A 21,423-nucleotide genomic window follows, 5' to 3' on the forward strand; every position below is an offset into this window, starting at 1 on the left:
CGTGGCGGCGGCTCACTCGCCGCGGAAGACGGGACGCTCCTTGCGGACGAACGCGGTGACGGCGGCCCGGTGGTCGGCCGACGAGCCCAGTTCGCCCTGGAGCCTGGCCTCGACCTCCAGCGTCTCCTCCAGCGAGTGGTCCGCGGCGAACGCCAGCGCCTCCTTGACCGCCGCGTAGGACCGGGTCGGGCCCTGCGCCAGCCGCAGCGCGATCTCCCGGGCCACCGAGTCCAGTTCCGCGCCGGGGACCACCCGCTGGGCGATGCCGAGCCGCTCGGCCTCGGCCGCGTCCACCTTCCTGGGGAACAGCAGCAGATCCGCCGCGCGCCCGGCCCCGATCACGCGGGGCAGCGTCCAGGAAAGGCCGGAGTCGGCCGTCAGCGCGATGTCCGTGAAGGCCGTCGTGAAGGTGGCGCCGTCGGCCACCACCCGGTAGTCGGCGGCCAGCGCGAAGCCGAATCCGGCGCCCGCGGCCACTCCGTTCACCGCCGCCACGACCGGTTTCCGCATTCCGGTGATCGCGCTCACGATGGGGTTGTAGTGGAGTGCCACGGTCCCCAGCGGGTCGCCTTCTCCTTCGAGCGTCCCGATGTGTTCCTTGAGATCCTGTCCGACGCAGAACGCGCGACCGTTGCCCGTCAGCAGAACGGCCCGCACCCCGGAATCCGACGCCGCGCGCCGCAAGGAGTCCCGCAGCGCTTCCTTCGCCGCGACATTCAGGGCATTCATCGCCTCGGGGCGATTCAGGGTGACAGTCGCGAGACCGTCGGTCACTTCGTAGAGCACGGTGTCGTTCATGGCGGTCAGCATGACCGAGAGGGCCTCGGCGCGGCGAGACAATCGGCGAATTGAGTGGTTTTGCGCGGGCGTGTTGCCGAAGGGATACCGCCCTATGTTGGTCATCAGGACGTTCCATGCGGGATAATGACCTGAAGCAATGTGTTCGACGCCGGTGGCGCTCGCGTTCGCCGGCTGCGACGAGCTGGTCCAGGAAGGGGAACGAGCATGGCGGCCATGAAGCCGCGGACGGGCGATGGTCCGCTTGAGGTGACCAAGGAGGGGCGGGGCATCATCATGCGCGTTCCGCTCGAGGGCGGTGGCCGACTCGTCGTCGAGCTGACTCCGGACGAGGCGGTCGCGCTCGACGAGGAGCTCAAGAAGGTGACCGGCTGAGCCGCCGCACTCCGAGCTGATCCGCTCGACCTTTCGGCGCTGCCCCGGACGGTGTTCCGGGGCAGCGCCGTCTTGTCGCCGCGCGTCTCAGGCCCGCGCCGCGCACAGCAGGCCGTCGCCGACCGGCAGCAGCGCCGGCACCAGATCGCCGTTCTCCCGGACCGCCCGCAGCAGCTCGCGCAGCCGGCGCACCTCGGTCGGCTGGGCCGCCGAGTCCACGGTGCGGCCGTTGGCGAAGACCCCCGCGAAGCACAGCAGCCCGCCGGGCCGCAGGAGCCGCAACGATTCTGCGAGGCACTCCAGGTACTCCAGACGGTCGCCGTCGCAGAACACCAGGTCGTAGCCGCCGTCCGTGAGCCGGGGCAGGACGTCGAGGGCGTGGCCGGGGATGAAGCGCGCCCGGTTGGCGGCGAAGCCCGCGATCCGGAACGCCTGCCGGGCGAACTGCTGCCGCTCGGGCTCGATGTCCACCGTGGTGAGCACGGCGTCCGGCCGCATCCCGGCCTGGAGGTAGAGCCCGGACACCCCGGTGCCCGTCCCGATCTCCACGACCGCCCGGGCGCCGGAGGCGATGGCCAGCAGGCGCAGGGTGTCCCCGGTGCCCGGCGAGACGGGACGGACCCCGGCCTCGCGCGACCGGTCACGGGCCCAGCGCAGCGCCACCCCTACGGGAGTCTCGGCGTCCGGCGCGCCGTACGCCTCGGCGAACGCCCAGCTCGTCAGCCGGTTGCCGGTAATGACCCTCTCCTGTCCCCGTCTTTCACGCGCTTTGACTGTATCGACTCCGCCGGGGAACAGGGCGCCCGGACCGGACGTTGGATCGATACGGGCCGCCGCGGGACGCGCCGGCCGCGTTAAGTCCGACAGAAATGCTTATCCGGAGCTGACGGGGCAGGTGGCTATGGTAGGGACTCCACTGGACACCACCAGAGCCGACAGGGGAGGTGCGGCCACGTCCACTGGCCGGGGGGTGCTGAAACGCCTTCTGAGGTCTTCAGGCGGGCCGAATTCCGTGACCGAGATCGCTGACGCCGACCGCGCGCAGGCCACCACCGACGCGGCCGACGGCACCACCACCGCCGTCGCCACCTTCAACGACGGCTCCGACGGCACGACGTGGGCCCCGCCGTCCTGGGAAGAGATCGTCAACACCCACAGCGCGCGGGTCTACCGGCTGGCATACCGCCTCACGGGCAACCAGCACGACGCCGAGGACCTGACGCAGGAGGTCTTCGTCCGGGTCTTCCGCTCCCTGTCCACGTACACGCCGGGCACGTTCGAGGGATGGCTGCACCGCATCACGACGAACCTGTTCCTGGACTCGGTGCGCCGCAAGCAGCGGATCCGCTTCGACGCCCTCGGCGACGACGCGGCCGACCGGCTGCCGAGCCGCGAGCCCACCCCTCAGCAGTACTTCAACGACACGCACTTCGACGCCGACGTGCAGCAGGCGCTGGACACCCTCGCCCCCGACTTCCGGGCCGCCGTGGTCCTCTGCGACATCGAGGGCCTGAGCTACGAGGAGATCGCCACCACCCTCGGGGTGAAGCTCGGCACCGTCCGCAGCCGGATCCACCGCGGGCGTTCGCACCTGCGCAAGGCGCTGCGCCACCGCTCCCCGCGGGTGCGCGGCGAGCGGGCCGACGCCGTTCTCGCCGCGGTGCCCGCGGCGCCGTGTGCCGGGGAAGGCGGGTCGGCGTGACCAGTGCCGCTGACACCGGCCCGGCCGACCACCACCTCGGGGAGAGCCTGGCCGCCCTCGTCGACGGCGAGCTGTCCCACGACAGCCGCGATCGCGTGCTGGCGCACCTGGCCACCTGCCCGAGCTGCAAGGCGGAGGTGGACGCCCAGCGGGAGCTGAAGAGCGTCTTCGCCGCCAGCCCGCTGCCGGCCCCCTCCGACGGGCTGCTCGCCCGGCTCCAGGGTCTGCCGTCCACCGCCGACGAGAGCGCGTCCGGCGAGCCGCAGGAGCCCCCGGGGCCCGCCGGTCCGCCGGCGGACGCGCCGGGCGGCCGGTCGTCCCCGTTCGGCCTCGGGCTGCTCCCCGGCGGCAGGCAGCGCCCGCCGCTGCTCGCCCCGCACGGCCTCGGATCCGCCCGCGGCTTCCGGATACACGAGCCCGGGGCTCTCCGGGCGCACCGGGGCCACCGGCTCGCCTTCGCCGCCGCGGGCGCGGTCTCGCTGGCGGCGTTCGCCATCGGCGGCGCCATGACCACCACGGGGACCGGCGGTCCGGCCACCGCGGGCTCCGCGACGGCCAGCAGTGTCGCCGCGGGCAGCGGGGCGACACCGCTGAGCGGGGCCCGCACGGTGACGGGCCGCTCCGACGAGGAGTCTCGGCTGCCCGCCGTCGTGACCACGGCGCAGGCGGCCGGTCTCGCGGTGCTGAGCGCCCCGGCCGGGCCGATCGCGCCCAGCGGACAGCTCTTCCCGCTCTTCCGGTCCGGTCTGGAGGTCCAGCCGGCCATCTCGCCGGGGGCGGCGGCCACCACATCGGGCCCGAGCCTGTTCGGAGCCGTGAACCCGCGCTGATTTCGGCCGACTGATCTGGTTGAATGCACCACCGGGACAGGACGACGCGGACACGATGCGGAAAGCGGCTATGGACAAGGGGAACGGCGCCTCTTGGGGACCCTCCGGGCAGAGCCAGGGGGAGGACCCCGAGGCCCGGCCGGGCCACGACCCTTACGGCACCCCGCCCTACGGTCAGCCCCTTCTACACATCTGACGCTGCCGCCGTACAGGATCGTACTCCTGCCCCAACACGTCGTCTTATTATAAAAACAACGACACACACCCCACATACGCCACACAATGTGAATACCAATTCATACCTATGATCTCTCCTCTGTTCGTGCTTCTTTTTTTTTTGCTCCTCGCCTCTCCGATATCTCCTTCGTCGGCAGCGTCATGTGTGTATAAGAGACATAAGAGACATACCTGAGACCCCGACGCCACCTGAGTGGAAACGCTCCTCTTCGCGGGCATATGATCGCGTCCGATCTCCTGGCCTGCCCGATGCCTCCGGTGGGGATGGCTATCCTCCCTATGTCCGGGGTGAGCCCAGGACGAGGGCATGGAGGAGGCGTCGCGTTACATGGAGACGACGAGTCGGGCAGAGCCGGAGGACGCCACAGGCGACTCGGGCGCGTCCGGGGGCCAGGGAGTGCCCGGGGCGCGCCGCGCGGTCGAAGGCTATCTGCGGGCCGGATTCCCCTGGTACGGGCTGGACGAGGCGTTCACCGGCCCCCGCTGGCTGATGCAGGTCGGGACCGCGGCCGACGGCGCCGTCGAGTACGGTTCCACCGGCCACGGGGACGAGCCGTCGCTGCGCGGTGAGCTGGGCCAGGAGGAGCAGCGGTTCGCCGTCGTGGTGACCGTCGCCAGCCGCCCGGTGCGGCGCAGCCCGGACGGTATGGGGGTGCTGGAGGCCACCTCGGTCTCCTCCGCCGCCTGGCTGGCCGGCTCGGGCCTGCTGTCGTGCACCTGGCCGCCCCAGATGGAACGGGCCCTGCGGCAGGACTGGCTGGAACAGCAGACCGCCATCGCCTGGGAGCTGGCCGACGACCTGCACGGCGGCGGCTGGTCGGCCCTGTCCCTGCCGGTCGACGGCGTGCCGACCGACTTCCACTACCGCGAGTCCGAGTACGGCTGGGTGCTCGCCGGAGCAGCGCAGCACGACGTCCACATCGGCGCCTACGGGCGGGGCATGAGCGCCTACGGCCTGGGCTTCGCCGTGGTCTCCGACATCGAGAGCTACGCGTAGCGGCCCGGCCGCGTGCCCGCGGGTGGGCGGTGTTCCGCTGCCCACCCACCCCTCACGACCGGGCGCCGCTCCGGGCCCGCCGTCAGAACTTGTTGCGCGGCGTGATGCCGAGCGACAGACCCGCCAGGCCGCGCGTCCGCCCGCCGAGCGAGGACGCGATCCGGCGCAGCGCCGCCCCGGCCGGGGAGTCGGGGTCGGACAGGACGACCGGCTTCCCCTCGTCGCCGCCCTCCCGGAGCCGCACGTCGATCGGGATCGAACCCAGCACGGGAACGTCGGTGCCCGTCGTCCGCGTCAGGCCCTCGGCCACCCGCTGACCGCCGCCGGTGCCGAAGACGTCCACCATCTCGCCGCAGTGCGGGCAGGGCAGGCCCGCCATGTTCTCCACGACGCCGACGATCTTCTGGTGCGTCTGCACCGCGATCGAGCCGGCCCGCTCGGCGACCTCGGCCGCCGCCTGCTGCGGGGTCGTCACCACCAGGATCTCCGCGCCCGGGACGAGCTGCGCGACCGAGATGGCGATGTCGCCGGTGCCCGGCGGCAGGTCGAGCAGCAGCACGTCCAGATCGCCCCAGTAGACGTCGGCGAGGAACTGCTGGAGCGCCCGGTGCAGCATCGGGCCGCGCCACACCACGGGGGCGTTGCCCGGCGTGAACATCCCGATCGAGATCACCTTCACGCCCTGCGCGGTGGGCGGCATGATCATGTTCTCGACCTGGGTGGGCCGCGCGTCGGTGCCCAGCATGCGCGGCACCGAGTGGCCGTAGATGTCCGCGTCCACGACGCCGACCTTCAGCCCGTCGGCCGCCATCGCCGCCGCCAGGTTGACCGTCACCGAGGACTTGCCGACGCCGCCCTTGCCGGACGCCACCGCGTAGACGCGGGTGAGCGAGCCGGGCTTGGCGAACGGCACCTCGCGCTCGGCCTGCCCGCCGCGCAGCGCGACGGCCAGCTCCTTGCGCTGCTCGTCGCTCATCACGTCCAGCTCGACCCGCGCGTCCGTCACCCCGGGGACCGAGAGGACGGCGCTGGTCACCTCCGCGGTGATCGAGTCGCGCATCGGACAGCCCTGGATCGTCAGGTACACGCCCACGGTGACCGTTCCGTCCGCGGCGATGTCCACCGATTTGACCATGCCGAGCTCGGTGATCGGGCGGTGGATCTCGGGGTCGTTCACCCGCTTCAGCGCGTTGCGCACGGCTTCCTCGGTGGGGACCGTGCCGGTCGTCGCGCCCGAGGCTGGGGGAGTGTCGGTAGCCATGCCCCCGATGGTACGGCTCGGTAGCAACTGGAGGGGACCGGGCCTTGGAGCGCGCGGTACGGCTCCGGGTACGCTGCGGGGCGAGCAGCCGCGCACCGCCGAGGAGAGCAGCCGACGTGACACCACCCGCCTCCGCACCGCTCCTCGTCAGGTGGCGCAGGATTCCGGCGGCCACGGCGGCCGCGGCCTGCGCCGGGGCGCTGGCCCTGACGCTCGGTGCCTGCGGCGGTTCCGCCGACCCGGACGAGGGCACCAACGGCATAGGCGACCTGCCCGCCGCCGAGATCGAGGAGCGGGCCAGGCAGGCGGCGGTGGACGCGTCCGCGGTCCGGCTCTCCGGCACGGTCACCAGCGAGGGGCGGTCGTACCGGCTCGACGTCCGGCTCAGCGAGGAGGGCGGCGTCGGCGAGGTGTCCGCCGAGGGCATGACCTTCGAACTGCTGCGGGTCGGCGACGAGCTGTTCCTCAAGGCCGACGAGGCGTTCTGGGAGAGCGAGGGCATCCCGGAGGAGCTGGAGACCGACCCGGCCGAGAAGCTGGACGGCAAGTACGTCCGCGTCGCCCCCGAGGACCCGGCCTACGCGCAGCTCAGCGGCTTCACCGACAAGGAGACGCTGCTGGAGGGACTGCTCACCCTGGAGGGCGAGCGGGAGACCGGCGACCGCGGCGAGATCCAGGGCGTGCGCACCATCCGCGTCGAGGCGGACGGCGGCGTGGGCGGCGCGATGGACGTCTCGCTGGACGGCGTGCCCTACCCGATGCGGCTGGAGCGCGGCGGCGCGGCCGGTGAGCTGACGATGGACGACTGGGGCGAGGAGTTCGAGCTGCGCGCCCCCGGCGAGGACGACATCGTCGACTACGGCGACGACATCATCACGCCGCAGGACGAGACGGAGTGACCCGCCACACGCCGGTCCCGGCGTGTGGCGAGGACAACCCCACACCTCCGGGGCCCGTGGGGCGCGGCTCGCCCGTGCGGTCGGTGCCGGTGGGGCGGGCCTACCGCCGTGGGCGAGCCCGGCCCCACCGGGCCCCTGTCGCTTCTACTCATCTGACGCCGCCGCAGCAGAGGGAAACTGAGGTCTCGGCGGGGGGTCTCGACGGCGAAGTAACGAATCCGTACGCGCAAGCTAACCGAGCAGCACGGTACGAGAGGCTATCGCCGCTAGGGGGGGGGGCAGGAAGGGAGGAAAAAGAAAGTGCCCCGCCGGTACGACCCGTGGGCCGCGACCGGCGCGACGGCGACGCCGGACCCCCGCGCCGACCGGCCGCCCACCACCCCGGCCCCGGCCGGTCCCGCACGGGACGGGGCGCGGACCGCGAAGCTGATCGTCGGGGCCGCTGTGATCGCGCTGCTCGCCGGCATCCTCGGCGGCGGCATCGGGGTCCTGCTGGAGCGCGAGGGCGCGTTCGACCAGGTGCGGCTGCCGCAGGCCGTCTCCGGGGAGGACACGCCCCGGCCGGAGGGAAGCATCGCGGGCATCGCGGACGCGGTGCTGCCCGGCGTGGTCACCCTGCACGTCTCGGGCGGCGGTTCGGCCGGCACCGGCACCGGCTTCATCCTCGACGACGAGGGGCACATCCTCACCAATGCCCACGTGGTGCGCCCGGCCGGCGAGAGCGGCGTCATAGAGGTCACCTTCAGCAGCGGCGACCGGGCGCGGGCCGAGGTCGTCGGCCAGGACAGCGGCTACGACCTGGCCGTGGTGAAGGTGACCGGCGTCGCCGGGCTGAGCCCGCTGACGCTCGGGGACTCCGACGCGGTCCGCGTCGGCGACCCGGTGGTCGCGATCGGCGCCCCGTTCGACCTGGAGGGGACCGTCACCTCGGGCATCATCAGCGCCACCGAGCGCCCCATCACGGCGGGTGGCGAGGAGGCGGACGGCTCCGACATCAGTTACGTCAACGCGTTGCAGACCGACGCCCCGATCAATCCGGGGAACTCCGGCGGCCCGCTGGTCGATCTCAACGGCCGGGTCATCGGCGTCAACAGCGCCATCCGCACCGCCGACAGCGGCGGCTTCGACGCGGGCCAGTCCGGCAGCGTCGGCCTGGGCTTCGCCATCCCGGTGAACCAGGCCAAGGACGTCGCCGAGCAGCTCATCAACCACGGCCGCGCCACCCACCCGGTCATCGGCGTCACCCTCGACACCGGCTACCTGGGGGAGGGCGCCCGCGTCGGCAGCTCGACCGGCGACCCGGCCGTCGTGCCGGGCGGCCCGGCGGACGAGGCGGGGGTCGAGGAGGGCGACGTCATCACCGAGGTCGACGGCGCCCCGGTGCGCGGCAGTGACGAGCTGATCGTCAGGATCCGCAGCCACCGGCCCGGCGACGAGCTGACGCTCACCGTCGAACGCGACGGCGAGGAGCGCTCACTGACGGTGGTGCTGGGGGAGTCGGCCGGGGAATGACGACGGCCGCTGTTCACCGCGCCGTGCTCCCCGCCGTCTCCCATCGGCCGCCCCCGGCGGGTACCGTGGCCATCTACCGTATGCGTAAGGGAGCTGTCAGGTGTTCTTCGATATAGGGTCCCTGGAGTTCATCGCGCTGATCGTCCTCGCCATCCTCGTCTTCGGCCCTGAGAAGCTCCCGAAGATGATCCAGGACGCCGCCGGATTCCTGCGCAAGGTCCGCGAGTTCTCGGACAGCGCCAAGCGCGACATCCGCAAGGAGCTGGGCCCGGAGTTCGAGGACTTCGACCTCCAGGACCTCAACCCCAGGACGTTCGCGCGCAAGCACCTGCTGGACAACGACGACCTCGGTCTCAGGGAACTCACCAGCAGCCTCGACATGCGCAAGGAGCTGTCCGAGGTCACCGACGCGGTCAACGGCCGTCCGGCAGCCGGCCGGACCTCCCTCGCCAAGGAACCGGGTGGCAAGGTCGGCCTGGGCAAGGCGGGCGACGCCGCCGCCCGCCCCGCCCCGTCCCTTATACACATCTGACGCTGCCGACGAAGAGGATAGGGGAGATCCTCGGAAGCGCTCGGCTCTTGCAAACCCAACGAGACCGCATCCCAACCACCGCCACATGTCTAGATGCCCACCACACTCACCGGGGCGGGGGGTTGCCGGCGGCGGCGCGGCGGCGCCCGAGGCGGTGGGCATCGTGTCCGGTCGCTGGAGCGGTTCGCCGCTCGGCTCCAGGCGCAGCACCCGGCACTCACCGGCCCAGCGGGCGGCCAGCGCCTCGGCCGTCTCGGGCGCGTTCAGCCGCTTGGCCCGCAGCTCCTCCACGGCCTCCCGCCACGCGTCGCCGTCCGGCGCCGCCTCGGTGACCCGGGCGGGCCAGACGATCAGCCGGCCGCCCTTGTCCTTGCCGCGGCAGGTCACGGTCGCCGTGCCGCCGTCCACGAGCCCGAGCCCGTCGAGGGGCTGCTCCCCGGGGCCGCCGACCAGGCAGACCGCGCCGTCGTGCCAGACGTGCCACAGCGCCCGCGCCGGGCCCTCGGGGCCGCGCACCCAGACCAGTGAGGACTTCTTCGCGGACTCCTCGATCAGAGCCAGATCGAACCCGGTAGCCATGGCCCGAGCATAGGCCCCGCGGCCCCGGCCGGGGTCAGGCGGACAGGCCGAGAGCCGCCATGCGCTTGGTGTGGGCCTCCGTGATGCGGGAGAACATGCGGCCGATCTCCGCCAGGTCGAAGCCGTCGGCCACGCCGCCCACCAGCATCGTGGACAGCGCGTCCCGGTCGGCGACCACCCGCTGCGCCTGCGACAGGGCCTCGCCCATCAGGCGGCGCGCCCACAGGGCCAGCCGCCCGCCGACGCGGGGGTCGGACTCGATCGCGGAGCGCACCTTCTCCACGGCGAACGACGCGTGCCCTGTGTCGTCGAGCACACTCAGCACCAGCGACCGGGTGTCCGCGTCGAGCCGGGAGGCGACCTCGCGGTAGAAGTCGGCGGCGATGGCGTCCCCGACGTACGCCTTGACCAGGCCCTCCAGCCAGTCGGACGGCGCGGTCAGCCGGTGGAACTCGTCCAGCGCCATGGCGAACGGCTCCATCGCCGTCGTCGGGTCCTCGTCGATCCGGCGCAGCCGCTCGGTGAGCTGCTCGAAGTGGTGGAACTCGGCCGTCGCCATCCGGGCCAGCGCGGCCTTGTCGGCGAGGCTCGGGGCCAGCTTGGCGTCGTCCGCGAGGCGCTCGAACGCCGCCAGCTCCCCGTACGCCAGGGCACCCAGCAGATCGACCACGGCCGCCCGGTACCGCGGGTCGGCGGACGCCGCCGCCCAGTCCGTCGCGGCGATCCCGGTGTCGGGAACGGGTGCGGTCTCAGGCGTCTGCGGCGTCTCCATGCCTGTGCACAATAGCCCGGCGACAGGCCCGTGCCGACCGCGGCCGGATCGTTCCCGCACAGGGCCTGCCACATGTGCGTCATTCCGGGGTACAGTGCTATAGAGGCCCGCTTGTATGTGGTGGGTCCATCCCCATGCTGGAGTTCCTGGGCCCGGTAAGCACGGAAGCCCAGGGCCCCCCGCGGATGCCCGGTCGGTGGCCCGATCGGCTCCGACCTGACCAGCCCTCCGCGCGGTGCGGTGAGGGAGCCCCGGACGGTGTCCGAGGCCCTCGCACAGGCCCCGCATGAGGGACCCGCTCGCGCGGTGCATGCGCTTGAGCGAGACGACCGGGTCCCGCGCCGGACGGCCGGCCCCTTCCCAGGGGGCCACCGGTACCTGGCGCGGTAAGCACGACCCGCCTCGCCGCCGTGCGCCGCGTCACACAGAAGAGGCAATCACCCTGTCCGCGATCACCACCACATTCCGAGATCTCGGGATTCTGGCCGAGACCGCCGAAGCCCTTGAGGCCGTCGGCATCATCACACCCTTCCCCATCCAGGAGATGACGCTCCCCGTGGCCCTCGCGGGCTGCGACGTCATCGGCCAGGCCAAGACCGGCACCGGCAAGACGCTCGGCTTCGGCCTTCCGCTGCTGGAGACCGTCACCGTCCCCGCGGACGTCGAGGCCGGGCGCGCCCGGCCCGAGCAGCTCACCGACGCGCCCCAGGCCCTCGTGGTCGTCCCCACGCGCGAGCTGTGCCAGCAGGTGACCAACGACCTGCTCACCGCGGGCAAGGTCCGCAACGTCCGGGTCCTGTCCATCTACGGCGGCCGTGCCTACGAGCCGCAGGTCGAGGCGCTGAACAGGGGCGTCGACGTCGTCGTCGGCACCCCGGGCCGCCTGCTCGACCTGGCGGGGCAGCGCAAGCTGGACCTGTCCGAGGTCCGCTGCCTGGTCCTCGACGAGGCCGACGAGATGCTGGACCTGGGCTTCCTGCCCGACGTCGAGAAGATCATCGAGCGGCTGCCGGCCAAGCGGCAGACCATGCTCTTCTCCGCGACCATGCCGGGACAGGTCATCGGCCTGGCCCGCCGCTACATGAACCAGCCCACGCACATCAGCGCCACCGCGCCCGACGACGACGGCGCGACTGTGGCCAACACCACACAGCACGTCTTCCGGGCCCACTCGATGGACAAGCCCGAGATGCTCGCGCGCATGCTCCAGGCCGAGGGCCGGGGGCTGGTGATGGTCTTCTGCCGCACCAAGCGCACCGCGGCCGATGTCGCCGAGCAGCTCGGCCGCCGGGGCTTCGCCGCCGCCGCCGTGCACGGCGACCTCGGCCAGGGCGCGCGCGAGCAGGCGCTGCGGGCCTTCCGCAACGGCAAGGTCGACGTCCTCGTCTGCACCGACGTCGCGGCCCGCGGCATCGACGTGGACGGCGTCACGCACGTGATCAACTACCAGACGCCGGAGGACGAGAAGACCTACCTGCACCGCATCGGCCGCACCGGCCGGGCCGGGGCCACCGGCATCGCGGTGACGCTGGTCGACTGGGACGACATCCCGCGCTGGCAGTTGATCAACAAGGCGCTGGGCCTGGCGTTCCCCGACCCGGTGGAGACGTACTCCACGTCGGCGCATCTCTTCGAGGCGCTGCGCATCCCGGAGGGGACCAGGGGCACGCTGCCGCGCGCCGAGCGGACCCGCGCCGGTCTGGACGCCGAAGAGGTCGAGGACCTCGGCGGCCCCGGCGGCCGGCGCCGCGGCGGGCGGGAGAGCCGTCCGGAGCCGCAGCGGCAGGCGCGCGCCCCGCGCCAGCGCCGCCGCACCCGCGGCGGGGCGACCCTCGCCGAGGGCGAGGGCGGCGCCCAGGCGCCGGCCGCGTCCGCCGCGGCGGACGAGCCGGCCGTGGCGGTCGCCGCCGAGGGAGCGGCCCCGGCCGCGACCGAGGAGCACGCCGGTACGCCGCGCACCCCGCGCCGCCGTCGCCGCCGCACCCGCGGTGGCCAGTCGGCGGGCGCCGCGGGCGCGGAGGGCTGATCGGCACGACGGCTGCCCGTCCGCGCGGCGGACAGCCGTCGCCGCCGCCGTGACCGGTGGCGGTCCCGCCCGGCGGCGGCCGGTTCCCCCTCGGTTACTGTCGAAGGGTGAGCAGGCCGCCGTTCTGTATGCCGCCCGCCGGGGTGCGGGCCTATCCGCTCGCCACCCGGCGCGGGAAGTTCGCCGTGCTTGACGCCGCTCCGGCGGGCGCGCCCGCCGGGACGGCGCTGCTGGTGCCCGGGTACACGGGCAGCAAGGAAGACTTCATCGGGCTGCTCGCGCCGCTGGCCGGCGCGGGCTTCCGGGCGGTCGCGGTCGACGGGCGCGGGCAGTACGAGTCGCTGTGCGCGGACGGACGGCGGGCGTTCGGGCTCGGGGCGCTGGCGGAGGACGTGCTGGCGCAGGCCGAGGCGGTCGCGGACAGCGGCCCGGTCCATCTGGTCGGGCACTCGCTGGGCGGCCTGATCTCGCGCGGCGCGGTGCTGCGGGCGGTGGCGGCCGGGCGGTCGCCGTTCGCGTCGCTGACACTGATCGGTTCCGGCCCCGGGCGGGTCGCGCGCTGGCCGCGCTGGAAGGTGCGGGCGCTGACGGCCGGACTGCCGGTGCTCGGCCCGCGCGTGGTGTGGCGGGTGTGGCATCCGCGCGCGGAGGCCGGGGAGATCGGCGAGTTCCTGATGCGCCGCTGGCTGGCGAACGCCCCCGCCCAGCTCCGCGCCACGGGCCGCACCCTGCGGTACGAGCCGGACCGGGTGGAACGGCTCGCCGCCGCCGGCGTGCCCGTGCACGTGCTCTCCGGGGAGCGGGACGGCGCCTGGCCGGTGCCCCTGCTGGACCGCATGGCGGCCCGGCTGAACGCCCGCCGCACGGTGATCAGGAACGCCGAGCACTCGCCCAACGCCGAGCGTCCGGAGGCGACGGCCGCGGCCATGATCGACTTCTGGCACGGCGTCCGGCCGCGCGCGGTCGCGCGCCCGCCGGAGGTCAGCCGGTGACCGGGCGGGTGCCCTTCGCGCGGGCGACGATCTCCTCGTAGACCTCGGGCGAGGTCGTGTGCTCGCCCAGGACGCACGTCTTGCGCGTGCCGTGGTAGTCGCTGGAGCCCGTCGTCAGCAGGCCCAGATCGCGGGCCATCGCGCGGAGCCGGTCACGGGTGGCCGCGTCGTGGTCCATGTGGTCGACCTCGACACCGTCCAGGCCCGCGGCCACCAGCTCGCCGATCGCCTCGTCCGGGACGATCCGGCCGCGCCGGGCCGCCAGCGGGTGGGCGAAGACAGCGACACCGCCCGCGTTACGGATGAGGCGGACGGCGGTGCGCGCGTCCAGCTCGTGCTTCTCCACATGCGCCCGGCCGCCGTCGGCGATCCACTCGGCGGTGAACGCCGCCGACACGTCCGGGATCACGCCCGTCTCCACCATGGCCGCCGCGATGTGCGGCCGGCCCACCGCGCCGGTGGCCAGCTCGCGGACCCGCTCCCAGGTGACCGGCACGCCCAGCTCGCGCAGCTTGGCCACGATCGCCTGGGCCCTGGGCACCCGGTCGTCACGCAGCAGGTCCCGCTCGCGGGCCAGCTCCGGCTCGTCGGGGTCGAAGAGATAACCCAGCATGTGGAGGCTGATGTCGCCCAGGCGGCAGGAGATCTCCGCGCCGGTGACCAGCGTCAGTCCCGGGGGCAGCGCCGCCATGGCCTCCGGCCAGCCGGTGACCGTGTCGTGGTCGGTCAGGGCGACCACGTCGAGCCCGGCCGCCGCGGCACCCCGCACCAGCTCGGCGGGCGAGTCCGTGCCGTCCGAGGCCGTCGAATGAGTGTGCAGATCGATGCGCACGCGGCCCAGGGTACCCGGCGTGCTCAGGACAGGATCCGGGGGGACAGGGCCCCGCACGGCACGAGGTCCATCTCCGAGCCGGCGTCGCGCAGGTCGGCCAGCACGATCTCGTCGTACATCAGCAGCCCGCACTGCTGCGGCCAGACCACGGCCCACAGCCACAGCCCCATCGCCTCGCCCGCGAACACCGCCCGGTCCTCGGGGGTGCCCCGGGCCAGCCACAGCGGGGTCGGGCGGCCCCCGGCCAGCACCTTGACCGGCGGCGCCTCCGTCATGTCCAGGTGCGGCGCCGGGTCGGGGCCGTCCACGCCCGCGTACCGGGCGCCGAGGCCGACGCCGAGCTCCTCGGCGATCAGCAGCAGCTCACCGGGGCCGCCCAGCGGCCCCGGGCCGGAGCAGGCCACGGCCGTGGCCCGGCCGCCGGCGCGGTCGTCCCCCGCGGAGGCGACGCCGGTGAACAACCAGCCGACCGGGAGCGGCCAGGGCATCCAGACCGGGACCTTCGCGCGGTCGACCGCCACCGTCAGGGCGTTGACGCCGGGCGGGACGATCGGCTGGAGCGGGTGGACGGCGCCGTGGAGGGCGCACTGCCAGGAGTCGGCGAAGAGACCGGGTGCTCGCACCCGACCGCCGCATTTCGGGCAACTCGGTTCGCCCCTCATGGGGTACAACAGTCCCTCCGTGCCGCCCGTCCGTCAAGCGGATCAGCCGTCGAGGGTGACCGCGGCGCGGAGCGGGTCGCGCAGGTCCGTCCCGTGGGCCAGCCAGCGTTCCTCCAGCGCGGCGGCGCCGTGCACCCGTTTCCAGGCGGCCTCGTTCGGGGTCATCGGCAGCAGCGGCAGGAACCGCACCGGCTCGTACGGCTCGGTCAGCTCCAGGTCGGGCACCAGCCCGCCCGGCTCGCCCACCAGCACCGAGGTGAACGGCGCGCCCGGCCACAGCGGCCCGCCCAGCTCCAGGGAGCCGCCGGGCGCCACCACCACCCCCTCGACCTGCGGGGAGGCGGCGAGGACGGCCAGCGGGCGCAGCACCTCGTCGGTGGAAGCCCGCCCGGCGCGCAGCGACAGCACCAGTTCGGCGCGCGGGCCACGGACCGGGTCGGCCAGGACGGCGGTGGGGTCGGTCATGGGCGCGGCGGACATGCCGAGCGTCGCGTACCGGACCAGGCCCTGTTCCGCGTCGGCGAAGCGCAGCACCTGGATCCGGTCGGTGCCGACGAACGTCACCGAGGCGCGGGCGTCGGGCTCGCCGAGGGCGGCGCGCAGCCGCTCCTCGACGCGGGAGAGCAGGTCGGTCGGGTCGGTCATGACGTCCGTTCACCTCGGATGACGAGAGCGAGGCCGAGCAGGATCACGGCGAGCGCCGGGAAGGCGGCGGCCGGCGGGAGCCGGCCGAGCCACACGGCGGCGACCAGGGCGGCGCCCGGCGTCTCCAGCAGCAGCGCGGTGGAGGTGATCGACGGGCCGAGGCCGCCCACCACCCGGTTGAGCAGCGAATGGCCGAGGAACTGGGCGATCACGGTGAGCACGGCCAGCTTCAGCCAGGTCTCGCCGCTGTAGCCGCCGCCCAGGGACACGCCCGCCACCAGGCAGACGGCGAGCAGCAGGACGGCGGTCGTGGCGTAACAGAGGAACGTGTAGGCGGTGGCGCCGACCGTGCGCCTGACCTCGGCGCCGATCAGCACATATCCGGCCGCGGCGATCCCGCCGCCCAGCGCCAGCGCGTCCCCGGCCAGCGCCTCGGGGGACACGGACAGGTCCACCCCGGTGAGCAGCAGCACCCCGGCGAACGCGACGCACGAGCCGAGCCACACGCCCGCCGGCGGCCGGTGGCCGGACAGCTTCAGCAGCAGCGTGGTCCAGACGGGGGTCGTGGTGACCAGGGCGACGGACGAGGCGATGGAGGTGAGGCGCAGGCTGGGCAGCCACAGCGCGAAGTGCGCCGCCAGGGCCGCGCCCGCGGCCAGGGAGAGCGTGAACGCGCGGCGGCCGACGCCCGCCAGCTCCGCCCGCAGCCGCCCGCGCAGCGCCACGACGGGGACCATTCCGGCGACGGCCAGGGCGTTGCGCCAGAACGCGACGGCCAGGGCGGGCGCGGCGGTGGCGGCGATCAGCGGGCCGGAGAACGAGACGCCGGCCCCCGCCACCGCCAGCAGCGTCACGTCGAGCCGGGTCCCGGGCGTCCGCGCGGCCGGCGCGGGAACCCGCGACCCGCCCGCACGGCGGGTACCGGTGGCGAACACGGCTCCTCCTCCCCCGGATGCCGGAAGTGACGGGACGTCATGCGCGGGCCGCGAGCCGCGTCATGGCGAAACGGGACGGCGGCCGGCACCCGCCGGCCGCCGTCCCGATGTCGCGGGGAACGAGTCCTACAGCGCCCCGAAGCCCACCCGGCGCTGAGCCGACTGGCCGATCTCCACATACGCGACCCGGTCCGCCGGGACCAGGACCTTCCGGCCGTGCTCGTCGACCAGGGTGAGCAGCTTGCCGGAACCGGAAAGCGCCTCGGCGATCGAGCTCTCCACCTCCTCGGCAGACTGCCCGCTCTCGAGAACGATCTCGCGCGGCGTGTGCTGAACGCCGATCTTGATCTCCACGGCTTGTCCCTCCGCTGGTCCATGACGTGCGCGATGGTCCGCGCCGTACCGATCACAGGTTAGCCGCGCGTTTCCCGTGCCCGGTGACGGACGGCCACGCCCAGAGCGAACAGTTCGCCTCTCGCCGGTACGGCGTCGGCGCGGCGTCGGTACGGCGCCCGTGGCCGGTCAGTGCTGCATCGGGAAGCCCGCGATGCCACGCCACGCCAGCGACGTCGTCAGCGACTTCGCGATGTCGCGCGGCAGCTTCTGTCCCGAGCGGAGCCAGTGACGCGCGGTGATCTGGGCCATGCCGCACAGGCTCACCGCGAGCAGCATCGACTGGTCCTCGGGCAGGTCGGCGTCCTCGGCGATCAGCGGGCAGACCAGCTTGGCGCAGTCCACCGACACCTGGTCCACGCGCTCGCGCACGGCGGGCTCGTTCGTCAGGTCGGACTCGAAGACCAGCCGGAACGCGCCGCCCTCGTGCTCGACGAACCCGAAGTAGGCGTCCATCGTGGCCGCGATGCGCTGCTTGTTGTCGCTGGTCGAGGAGAGCGCCTTGCGGATCGCCTGCACCAGCGCGTCGCAGTGCTGGTCGAGAAGCGCGAGATACAGCTCGAGCTTGCCGGGGAAGTGCTGGTACAGCACCGGCTTGCTGACGCCGGCGCGGTCCGCGATGTCGTCCATCGCCGCCGCGTGGTACCCCTGCGCGACGAACACCTCCTGAGCCGCGCCCAGCAGTTGATTCCGTCTGGCCCGGCGCGGCAGGCGCGTTCCGCGTGGGCGCGCCTCCGTGTGCTCGGTGGCTGTCACGCCGCCTCCCGGTGGTCGTGGTGTGCGCGAACAAGGCGTCCGATCGAACGCCTCGCGACATCCTACTTTCGAGTAGTCGCGCGGGGTGCTGCGCGAAGGGAGGATTTCACTCCGTGGACAGCCCGCGCCTCACCGGTACTCGTCGTCACCGGGGTCGACCTCCCGCGCCTGCTCGGCCGCGTCGGCCGGATCCGCCTCGACCGGCCCGGGGCCCGTCAGCGGGGTGTCGCGCGGTCGCAGCAGGTCGGCGCGTTGCTCGGCGGTGTCCGCCTCGGGCGCCTCGTCGCCGAGCTCCTCGCCGAACAGCTCGTCCCCCCGCTCCTCGTCGGGGAACTCGTCGTACGACTCGGGCTCTTTCGGATCCTGGGTCATGGCGTCGGAACCTCCGCGGAACAGGTGGGGAAACCCAAGCGTAGGGGGGTGGCGGGGCGGAGGCGAACTCACGAATCGCCGCCGGACGCCGACGGGTGCGTGTCAGGAGCGTGACGGGCTCGTAATATTGCGCCCATGCCAACCACCGAGGAGCTGCGGACCCAGGCCGCGCTCGCCGCCGCGGAGGGCTGGCCGGGGGTCCGGGACGGAGAAACGTTGCGGACCGTCGCGCTGCCCGGGATGACGCTGGCGGTGCGCCGCCGCGCCGCGGCGTGCGACGGCCTCGAACCGGCCCTCTTCGTCCACGGCCTCGGCGGCTCGTCGCGCAACTGGTCGGCGCTCATGGAGCTGCTCTCCGGCGACGTCGAGTGCGAGGCCCTCGACCTGCCGGGCTTCGGCGCCTCGCCGCCGCCCGACAACGGCGACTACTCCGTCTACGGACACGCCAGAGCCGTCATCCGCTGCCTGGAGGCGAGCGGGCGCGGCGCGGTCCACCTGTTCGGCAACTCGCTCGGCGGCGCCGCCGTCACCCGGGTCGCCGCGCTCCGGCCCGATCTGGTGCGGACCGTCACCCTGATCTCGCCCGCGCTCCCCGAGCTGCCGCCGCAGCGCACCGCGCTGCCGACCGGTCTGCTGGGCATGCCGGGCATGCCGCGGCTGATGCGCCGCGTGACGCGGGACCTGCCGGCCGCGCACCGCGCCCGCCAGGTGCTGCGGCTCTGCTACGGCGACCCGGCGCGGATCACGCTGGACGAGTTCGCGGCGGCCGAGGCGGAGCTGGAACGGCGGCAGGCGCTGCCGTACTTCTGGGACTCGCTCAGCCGCACCGCGCGCGGCATCGTCAACACCTACACGCTGACCGGGCAGCACTCGCTGTGGCGTCAGGCCCAGCGGGTACTCGCGCCGACGCTGCTGGTGTACGGGGTGCGGGACCGGCTGGTGTCGTTCAGGATGGCCAAGCGGGCCAGCCGGGCGTTCCCATCCTCGCGGCTGGTGGTCATGCCCGAGGCCGGGCACGTGGCGATGATGGAGTACCCGGCCGAGGTGGCGCGCTCCTTCCGGGAGTTCGTCGTCGCGACCGCCGCGGCAGAGGGCGGCTAGGGGAGGCCGGCCGGATGGACCACCGCGACCCCCCGATACCGCCGCCCGGAGCGGCGGCACCCGCACCTGTCCATGGACCTCGTCAGGAGTACCTCGATGCCTTCGACGATCCGCACCACCCAGGCCGCGTCCCCGGACAGCGGAACCCAGGGTGGTGGCACGACCCCCCGCCTGTGGGGCAGATTCCGGCGGCGGCCGGGGGGAGCGGCCAGGCGCCGCTCCGCCGGCCAGGGCCCGGGGATAGGCGGCCGGGCCCGCGGCACCGCGCCGAGCGGAAGCGGGGCCGGGGCGGAAAGCTGACGGGGGCCGCCGCCGCGGTGGTGACGGCGCTGGCCGTCCTGATCGCGGTGCGGATGGCCGGTCCGGAGGCGGCGGGCGGCGACGTGACCGACGGCGAGCGCCCCTCGGCGGAGGCCGTGGAGCCGCGGGACGGTGAGGTGCTCACCGAGCCCGGGCAGGGGGCGCCCTCGGGAGCCGCGGGCGCCGAGCCGACGTTCGAGGAGCTGATGAGCACCAAGTTCGCGATGGATCCCGAGCTGACCGGCTCGGGGGAGCTGGTTCCCGTCGCGGGCAGCGATCCCGCGCCCGATCCGGACGCGGCCACGGTGCTGCGGTACCGGGTGGACGTCGAGGAGGGGCTCGGACTCGACCCCGAGTTCTTCGCGGACGTCGTCCACCGCACCCTCAACGACGAGCGCGGCTGGGGCAACGACGGCGAGCGTTCCTTCGCCCGGGTCTCGGCGGGCGAGTACGACTTCGTGATCACCCTGGCCAGCCCGGGCACGACGGCCGACTGGTGCGCCCGCTCGGGCCTGGACATCACCGAGGACAACGTCTCCTGCAACTCGTCGAGCACCGAGCGCGTGATGATCAACGCCTGGCGCTGGGCGCAGGGTTCGGAGACCTACGGCGACGACATCGGCGGATACCGGCAGATGCTCGTCAACCACGAGGTGGGCCACCGGCTCGGCTACCAGCACGTGCTGTGCCCCGGCGAGGGGGAGCCGGCGCCGGTGATGATGCAGCAGACCAAGTTCCTGGAGTCGGACGGCGTGACATGCCGCCCCAACCCGTGGCCGCATCCGGAGAACTGAGCGGAAGTCCAGCGGCAATCCCCTGAGCGACGGCGCCGGGCGCGGCCACTTGTGGCGCGTCCGGCGCGTTAACGACTGAGCTCCGTGGAAAGACACGAATCTTCACCCCTTCCGGTGGTGTGACGGACAACCGTCCGCCGTGACCGGCACATGTAGACATAACGTCTTGCCGTCACGGACACGGAGACCAGGGGGTGCGTGAGTGCGCGTCGCATTGCTCACAGAGGGTGGATACCCGTACGCGCAGGGCGAGTCGGTGGCCTGGTGCGACCGGCTGCTGCACGGGCTCGCCGGCCACGACCCCGGGCTCCGTTTCGACGTGCACGCCCTCAGCCGCAGCCGTCAGCAGGCGGAGGGCCCCCGCCGTCCGCTGCCCCCGGCCGTGCGGCGGGTGCGCACGGCCCCGCTCTGGGGGCCGCCGGTGGGCACCGGGCCGGTGCCGCCCGCGCTCGCTCGGCGGTTCGCCGACTGCTTCGCCGAGCTGACCGCCGCGCTGGTCCCCGGGCCGCAGCCGCCCGGGGACGAGAGGAGCGGAGCGCCAGGGGACCGTTTCGCCCGTGGTCTGTACGGGCTGGCCGCGCTCGCGGCGGAGCACGGCGGCCTCGGCGCGTGGCTGGGTTCGGAGCAGGCCGTGCGGATCCTGGAGGCGGCCTGCCTCGCCCCGGGCGCGCCGCGCGCCCTGCGGGCGGCGCGGATCGCGGACCTGCTGGCCGTCGCCGGGCGGCTGGAGCGGGCGCTGCGCCCGCTCTCCCTGGACTGGCGGGGGGCCCGGGGGGGCCCGGGCGGGGGGGGGGGCCCCCCCCGGGGGGGGGGGCCCCCCCCGCCGCCGGGGGGCCTGGGCCCGCCCCTCCCCCGCGCCCCGCCGCCGGTCCCCCGCGGCGCCCCCCGGCACGCCGCGCGCCTCCCCGCGGGGGGGCTGGCGCCCTCGGCGCCGGGCGCCGCCGTGCGTGCCCTGCTGACCGCCTTCCAGGCGCGGCTGGCGCGGGAGGCGTACGCCAGGGCCGCGTTCGTCACCCCGGGCGACACGCCGGTCCGGCGCCGGGCGGAGCGGTGCGGTGCCGGGCGGTTCCGGGGGGCGGCGGGCGAGGGCGTGCCCGGGCTGCTCTGGGCCGGGCGGGCGG

22 protein-coding genes and 2 pseudogenes are annotated in these 21,423 nt (G+C 73.9%); 12 read left to right on the forward strand and 12 right to left on the reverse strand.

The window, feature by feature from the left end; translation table 11 throughout:
• Positions 1-12: 12 nt before the first annotated feature.
• Positions 13-798 carry an enoyl-CoA hydratase-related protein gene (locus tag BN2279_RS24425; RefSeq protein WP_059013640.1) on the reverse strand — a complete coding sequence of 262 codons (786 nt, stop codon included), beginning with the start codon at positions 796-798 and terminating at the stop codon, positions 13-15.
• Positions 799-1,005: 207 nt separating this feature from the next.
• Between BN2279_RS24425 and BN2279_RS28160 the strand changes: the two genes are divergently transcribed.
• On the forward strand, positions 1,006-1,173 hold the full coding sequence (locus BN2279_RS28160) for a DUF3117 domain-containing protein (RefSeq protein WP_019434894.1): 168 nt from the start codon (positions 1,006-1,008) through the stop codon (positions 1,171-1,173).
• 87 nt (positions 1,174-1,260) lie between these two features.
• On the opposite strand, the gene BN2279_RS24430 is transcribed toward BN2279_RS28160, so the two are convergent.
• Positions 1,261-1,971: an O-methyltransferase gene (locus BN2279_RS24430; RefSeq protein WP_079032467.1), complete on the reverse strand. Its 711-nt coding sequence runs from the start codon at positions 1,969-1,971 to the stop codon at positions 1,261-1,263.
• Between the two features lie 103 nt (positions 1,972-2,074).
• Between BN2279_RS24430 and sigE the strand changes: the two genes are divergently transcribed.
• The 3 genes from sigE to BN2279_RS24445 all read left to right on the forward strand — a co-directional run bounded on the left by sigE (position 2,075) and on the right by BN2279_RS24445 (position 4,939).
• Positions 2,075-2,875, forward strand: a complete 801-nt coding sequence (sigE, locus tag BN2279_RS24435; RefSeq protein WP_199827789.1) for an RNA polymerase sigma factor SigE — start codon at positions 2,075-2,077, stop codon at positions 2,873-2,875.
• Complete coding sequence (locus BN2279_RS24440; RefSeq protein ID WP_059013212.1) at positions 2,872-3,705, forward strand: anti-sigma factor family protein; 834 nt, start codon at positions 2,872-2,874, stop codon at positions 3,703-3,705. Before sigE ends, BN2279_RS24440 begins: the two co-directional genes overlap by 4 nt.
• Before the next feature lie 565 nt (positions 3,706-4,270).
• A complete protein-coding gene (locus BN2279_RS24445; RefSeq protein WP_059013642.1) occupies positions 4,271-4,939 on the forward strand; it encodes a hypothetical protein in 669 nt (222 codons plus the stop codon).
• 82 nt (positions 4,940-5,021) lie between these two features.
• Here BN2279_RS24445 and BN2279_RS24450 read toward each other — a convergent pair whose 3' ends face one another.
• Positions 5,022-6,200, reverse strand: a complete 1,179-nt coding sequence (locus BN2279_RS24450) for an Mrp/NBP35 family ATP-binding protein (RefSeq protein WP_059013213.1) — start codon at positions 6,198-6,200, stop codon at positions 5,022-5,024.
• 116 nt (positions 6,201-6,316) lie between these two features.
• Here BN2279_RS24450 and BN2279_RS24455 point away from each other — a divergent pair, with 116 nt between their 5' ends.
• The 3 genes from BN2279_RS24455 (at position 6,317) to BN2279_RS24465 (ending at position 9,143) form a co-directional block, all read left to right on the forward strand.
• Positions 6,317-7,099 carry a hypothetical protein gene (locus tag BN2279_RS24455; RefSeq protein WP_104531111.1) on the forward strand — a complete coding sequence of 261 codons (783 nt, stop codon included), beginning with the start codon at positions 6,317-6,319 and terminating at the stop codon, positions 7,097-7,099.
• A gap of 300 nt (positions 7,100-7,399) precedes the next feature.
• On the forward strand, positions 7,400-8,611 hold the full coding sequence (locus BN2279_RS24460) for a S1C family serine protease (RefSeq protein WP_079032469.1): 1,212 nt from the start codon (positions 7,400-7,402) through the stop codon (positions 8,609-8,611).
• A 100-nt stretch (positions 8,612-8,711) separates the two neighbouring features.
• A complete protein-coding gene (locus tag BN2279_RS24465) occupies positions 8,712-9,143 on the forward strand; it encodes a sec-independent translocase (RefSeq protein ID WP_079032470.1) in 432 nt (143 codons plus the stop codon).
• A 117-nt stretch (positions 9,144-9,260) separates the two neighbouring features.
• Here BN2279_RS24465 and BN2279_RS30860 read toward each other — a convergent pair.
• Both BN2279_RS30860 and BN2279_RS24470 read right to left on the reverse strand, forming a co-directional pair.
• Positions 9,261-9,722, reverse strand: a pseudogene (locus BN2279_RS30860) (hypothetical protein); the annotation flags it as partial.
• A 34-nt stretch (positions 9,723-9,756) separates the two neighbouring features.
• Entirely contained in the window at positions 9,757-10,494 is a 738-nt protein-coding gene (locus BN2279_RS24470; protein ID WP_059013214.1) for a ferritin-like fold-containing protein, read from the reverse strand.
• Between the two features lie 310 nt (positions 10,495-10,804).
• Between BN2279_RS24470 and BN2279_RS24475 the strand changes: the two are divergent.
• Positions 10,805-12,496 (forward strand): annotated as a pseudogene (locus tag BN2279_RS24475) (DEAD/DEAH box helicase); the annotation flags it as partial.
• Between the two features lie 131 nt (positions 12,497-12,627).
• Entirely contained in the window at positions 12,628-13,512 is an 885-nt protein-coding gene (locus tag BN2279_RS24480; RefSeq protein WP_059013215.1) for an alpha/beta fold hydrolase, read from the forward strand.
• On the opposite strand, the gene BN2279_RS24485 is transcribed toward BN2279_RS24480, so the two are convergent.
• From BN2279_RS24485 to BN2279_RS24515, 7 genes are all read right to left on the reverse strand, one after another.
• Positions 13,502-14,344 carry a PHP domain-containing protein gene (locus BN2279_RS24485; protein WP_059013216.1) on the reverse strand — a complete coding sequence of 281 codons (843 nt, stop codon included), beginning with the start codon at positions 14,342-14,344 and terminating at the stop codon, positions 13,502-13,504. The genes BN2279_RS24480 and BN2279_RS24485 overlap by 11 nt on opposite strands.
• Before the next feature lie 23 nt (positions 14,345-14,367).
• Positions 14,368-15,006 carry a DUF6758 family protein gene (locus BN2279_RS24490; RefSeq protein WP_059013217.1) on the reverse strand — a complete coding sequence of 213 codons (639 nt, stop codon included), beginning with the start codon at positions 15,004-15,006 and terminating at the stop codon, positions 14,368-14,370.
• Between the two features lie 42 nt (positions 15,007-15,048).
• Entirely contained in the window at positions 15,049-15,651 is a 603-nt protein-coding gene (locus BN2279_RS24495; protein WP_059013218.1) for a suppressor of fused domain protein, read from the reverse strand.
• Entirely contained in the window at positions 15,648-16,586 is a 939-nt protein-coding gene (locus BN2279_RS24500; RefSeq protein ID WP_059013219.1) for a DMT family transporter, read from the reverse strand. The genes BN2279_RS24495 and BN2279_RS24500 overlap by 4 nt, the downstream gene beginning before the upstream one ends.
• A gap of 126 nt (positions 16,587-16,712) precedes the next feature.
• On the reverse strand, positions 16,713-16,940 hold the full coding sequence (locus BN2279_RS24505; protein WP_059013220.1) for a DUF3107 domain-containing protein: 228 nt from the start codon (positions 16,938-16,940) through the stop codon (positions 16,713-16,715).
• A 168-nt stretch (positions 16,941-17,108) separates the two neighbouring features.
• Complete coding sequence (locus tag BN2279_RS24510; RefSeq protein WP_059013221.1) at positions 17,109-17,735, reverse strand: TetR/AcrR family transcriptional regulator; 627 nt, start codon at positions 17,733-17,735, stop codon at positions 17,109-17,111.
• 129 nt (positions 17,736-17,864) lie between these two features.
• On the reverse strand, positions 17,865-18,107 hold the full coding sequence (locus BN2279_RS24515) for a hypothetical protein (RefSeq protein ID WP_059013222.1): 243 nt from the start codon (positions 18,105-18,107) through the stop codon (positions 17,865-17,867).
• A gap of 135 nt (positions 18,108-18,242) precedes the next feature.
• Between BN2279_RS24515 and BN2279_RS24520 the strand changes: the two genes are divergently transcribed.
• The 3 genes from BN2279_RS24520 to BN2279_RS24530 form a co-directional block, all read left to right on the forward strand.
• Positions 18,243-19,208: an alpha/beta fold hydrolase gene (locus tag BN2279_RS24520; RefSeq protein WP_079032471.1), complete on the forward strand. Its 966-nt coding sequence runs from the start codon at positions 18,243-18,245 to the stop codon at positions 19,206-19,208.
• 317 nt (positions 19,209-19,525) lie between these two features.
• Positions 19,526-20,302 (forward strand): DUF3152 domain-containing protein, encoded by a 777-nt coding sequence (locus BN2279_RS24525; RefSeq protein WP_059013223.1) that lies wholly within the window; start codon positions 19,526-19,528, stop codon positions 20,300-20,302.
• 202 nt (positions 20,303-20,504) lie between these two features.
• A partial coding sequence (locus BN2279_RS24530) for a DUF3492 domain-containing protein (protein ID WP_159037324.1) occupies positions 20,505-21,423 on the forward strand: 919 nt, incomplete at its 3' end.

Origin of the sequence: Streptomyces specialis (assembly GCF_001493375.1) — a bacterium.
Classification (GTDB): domain Bacteria; phylum Actinomycetota; class Actinomycetes; order Streptomycetales; family Streptomycetaceae; genus Streptomyces; species Streptomyces specialis.

Excerpts from the sequence above, each read along its gene's own strand:
- BN2279_RS24425 (WP_059013640.1), bottom strand. The coding sequence starts at position 798 with ATGAACGACACCGTGCTCTACGAAGTGACCGACGGTCTCGCGACTGTC.
- BN2279_RS24495 (WP_059013218.1), bottom strand. The coding sequence starts at position 15,651 with ATGACCGACCCGACCGACCTGCTCTCCCGCGTCGAGGAGCGGCTGCGC.
- BN2279_RS24490 (WP_059013217.1), bottom strand. The coding sequence starts at position 15,006 with ATGAGGGGCGAACCGAGTTGCCCGAAATGCGGCGGTCGGGTGCGAGCA.
- BN2279_RS24450 (WP_059013213.1), bottom strand. The coding sequence starts at position 6,200 with ATGGCTACCGACACTCCCCCAGCCTCGGGCGCGACGACCGGCACGGTC.
- BN2279_RS24470 (WP_059013214.1), bottom strand. The coding sequence starts at position 10,494 with ATGGAGACGCCGCAGACGCCTGAGACCGCACCCGTTCCCGACACCGGG.
- BN2279_RS24445 (WP_059013642.1), top strand. The coding sequence starts at position 4,271 with ATGGAGACGACGAGTCGGGCAGAGCCGGAGGACGCCACAGGCGACTCG.
- BN2279_RS28160 (WP_019434894.1), top strand. The coding sequence starts at position 1,006 with ATGGCGGCCATGAAGCCGCGGACGGGCGATGGTCCGCTTGAGGTGACC.
- sigE (WP_199827789.1), top strand. The coding sequence starts at position 2,075 with ATGGTAGGGACTCCACTGGACACCACCAGAGCCGACAGGGGAGGTGCG.
- BN2279_RS24520 (WP_079032471.1), top strand. The coding sequence starts at position 18,243 with ATGCCAACCACCGAGGAGCTGCGGACCCAGGCCGCGCTCGCCGCCGCG.
- BN2279_RS24515 (WP_059013222.1), bottom strand. The coding sequence starts at position 18,107 with ATGACCCAGGATCCGAAAGAGCCCGAGTCGTACGACGAGTTCCCCGAC.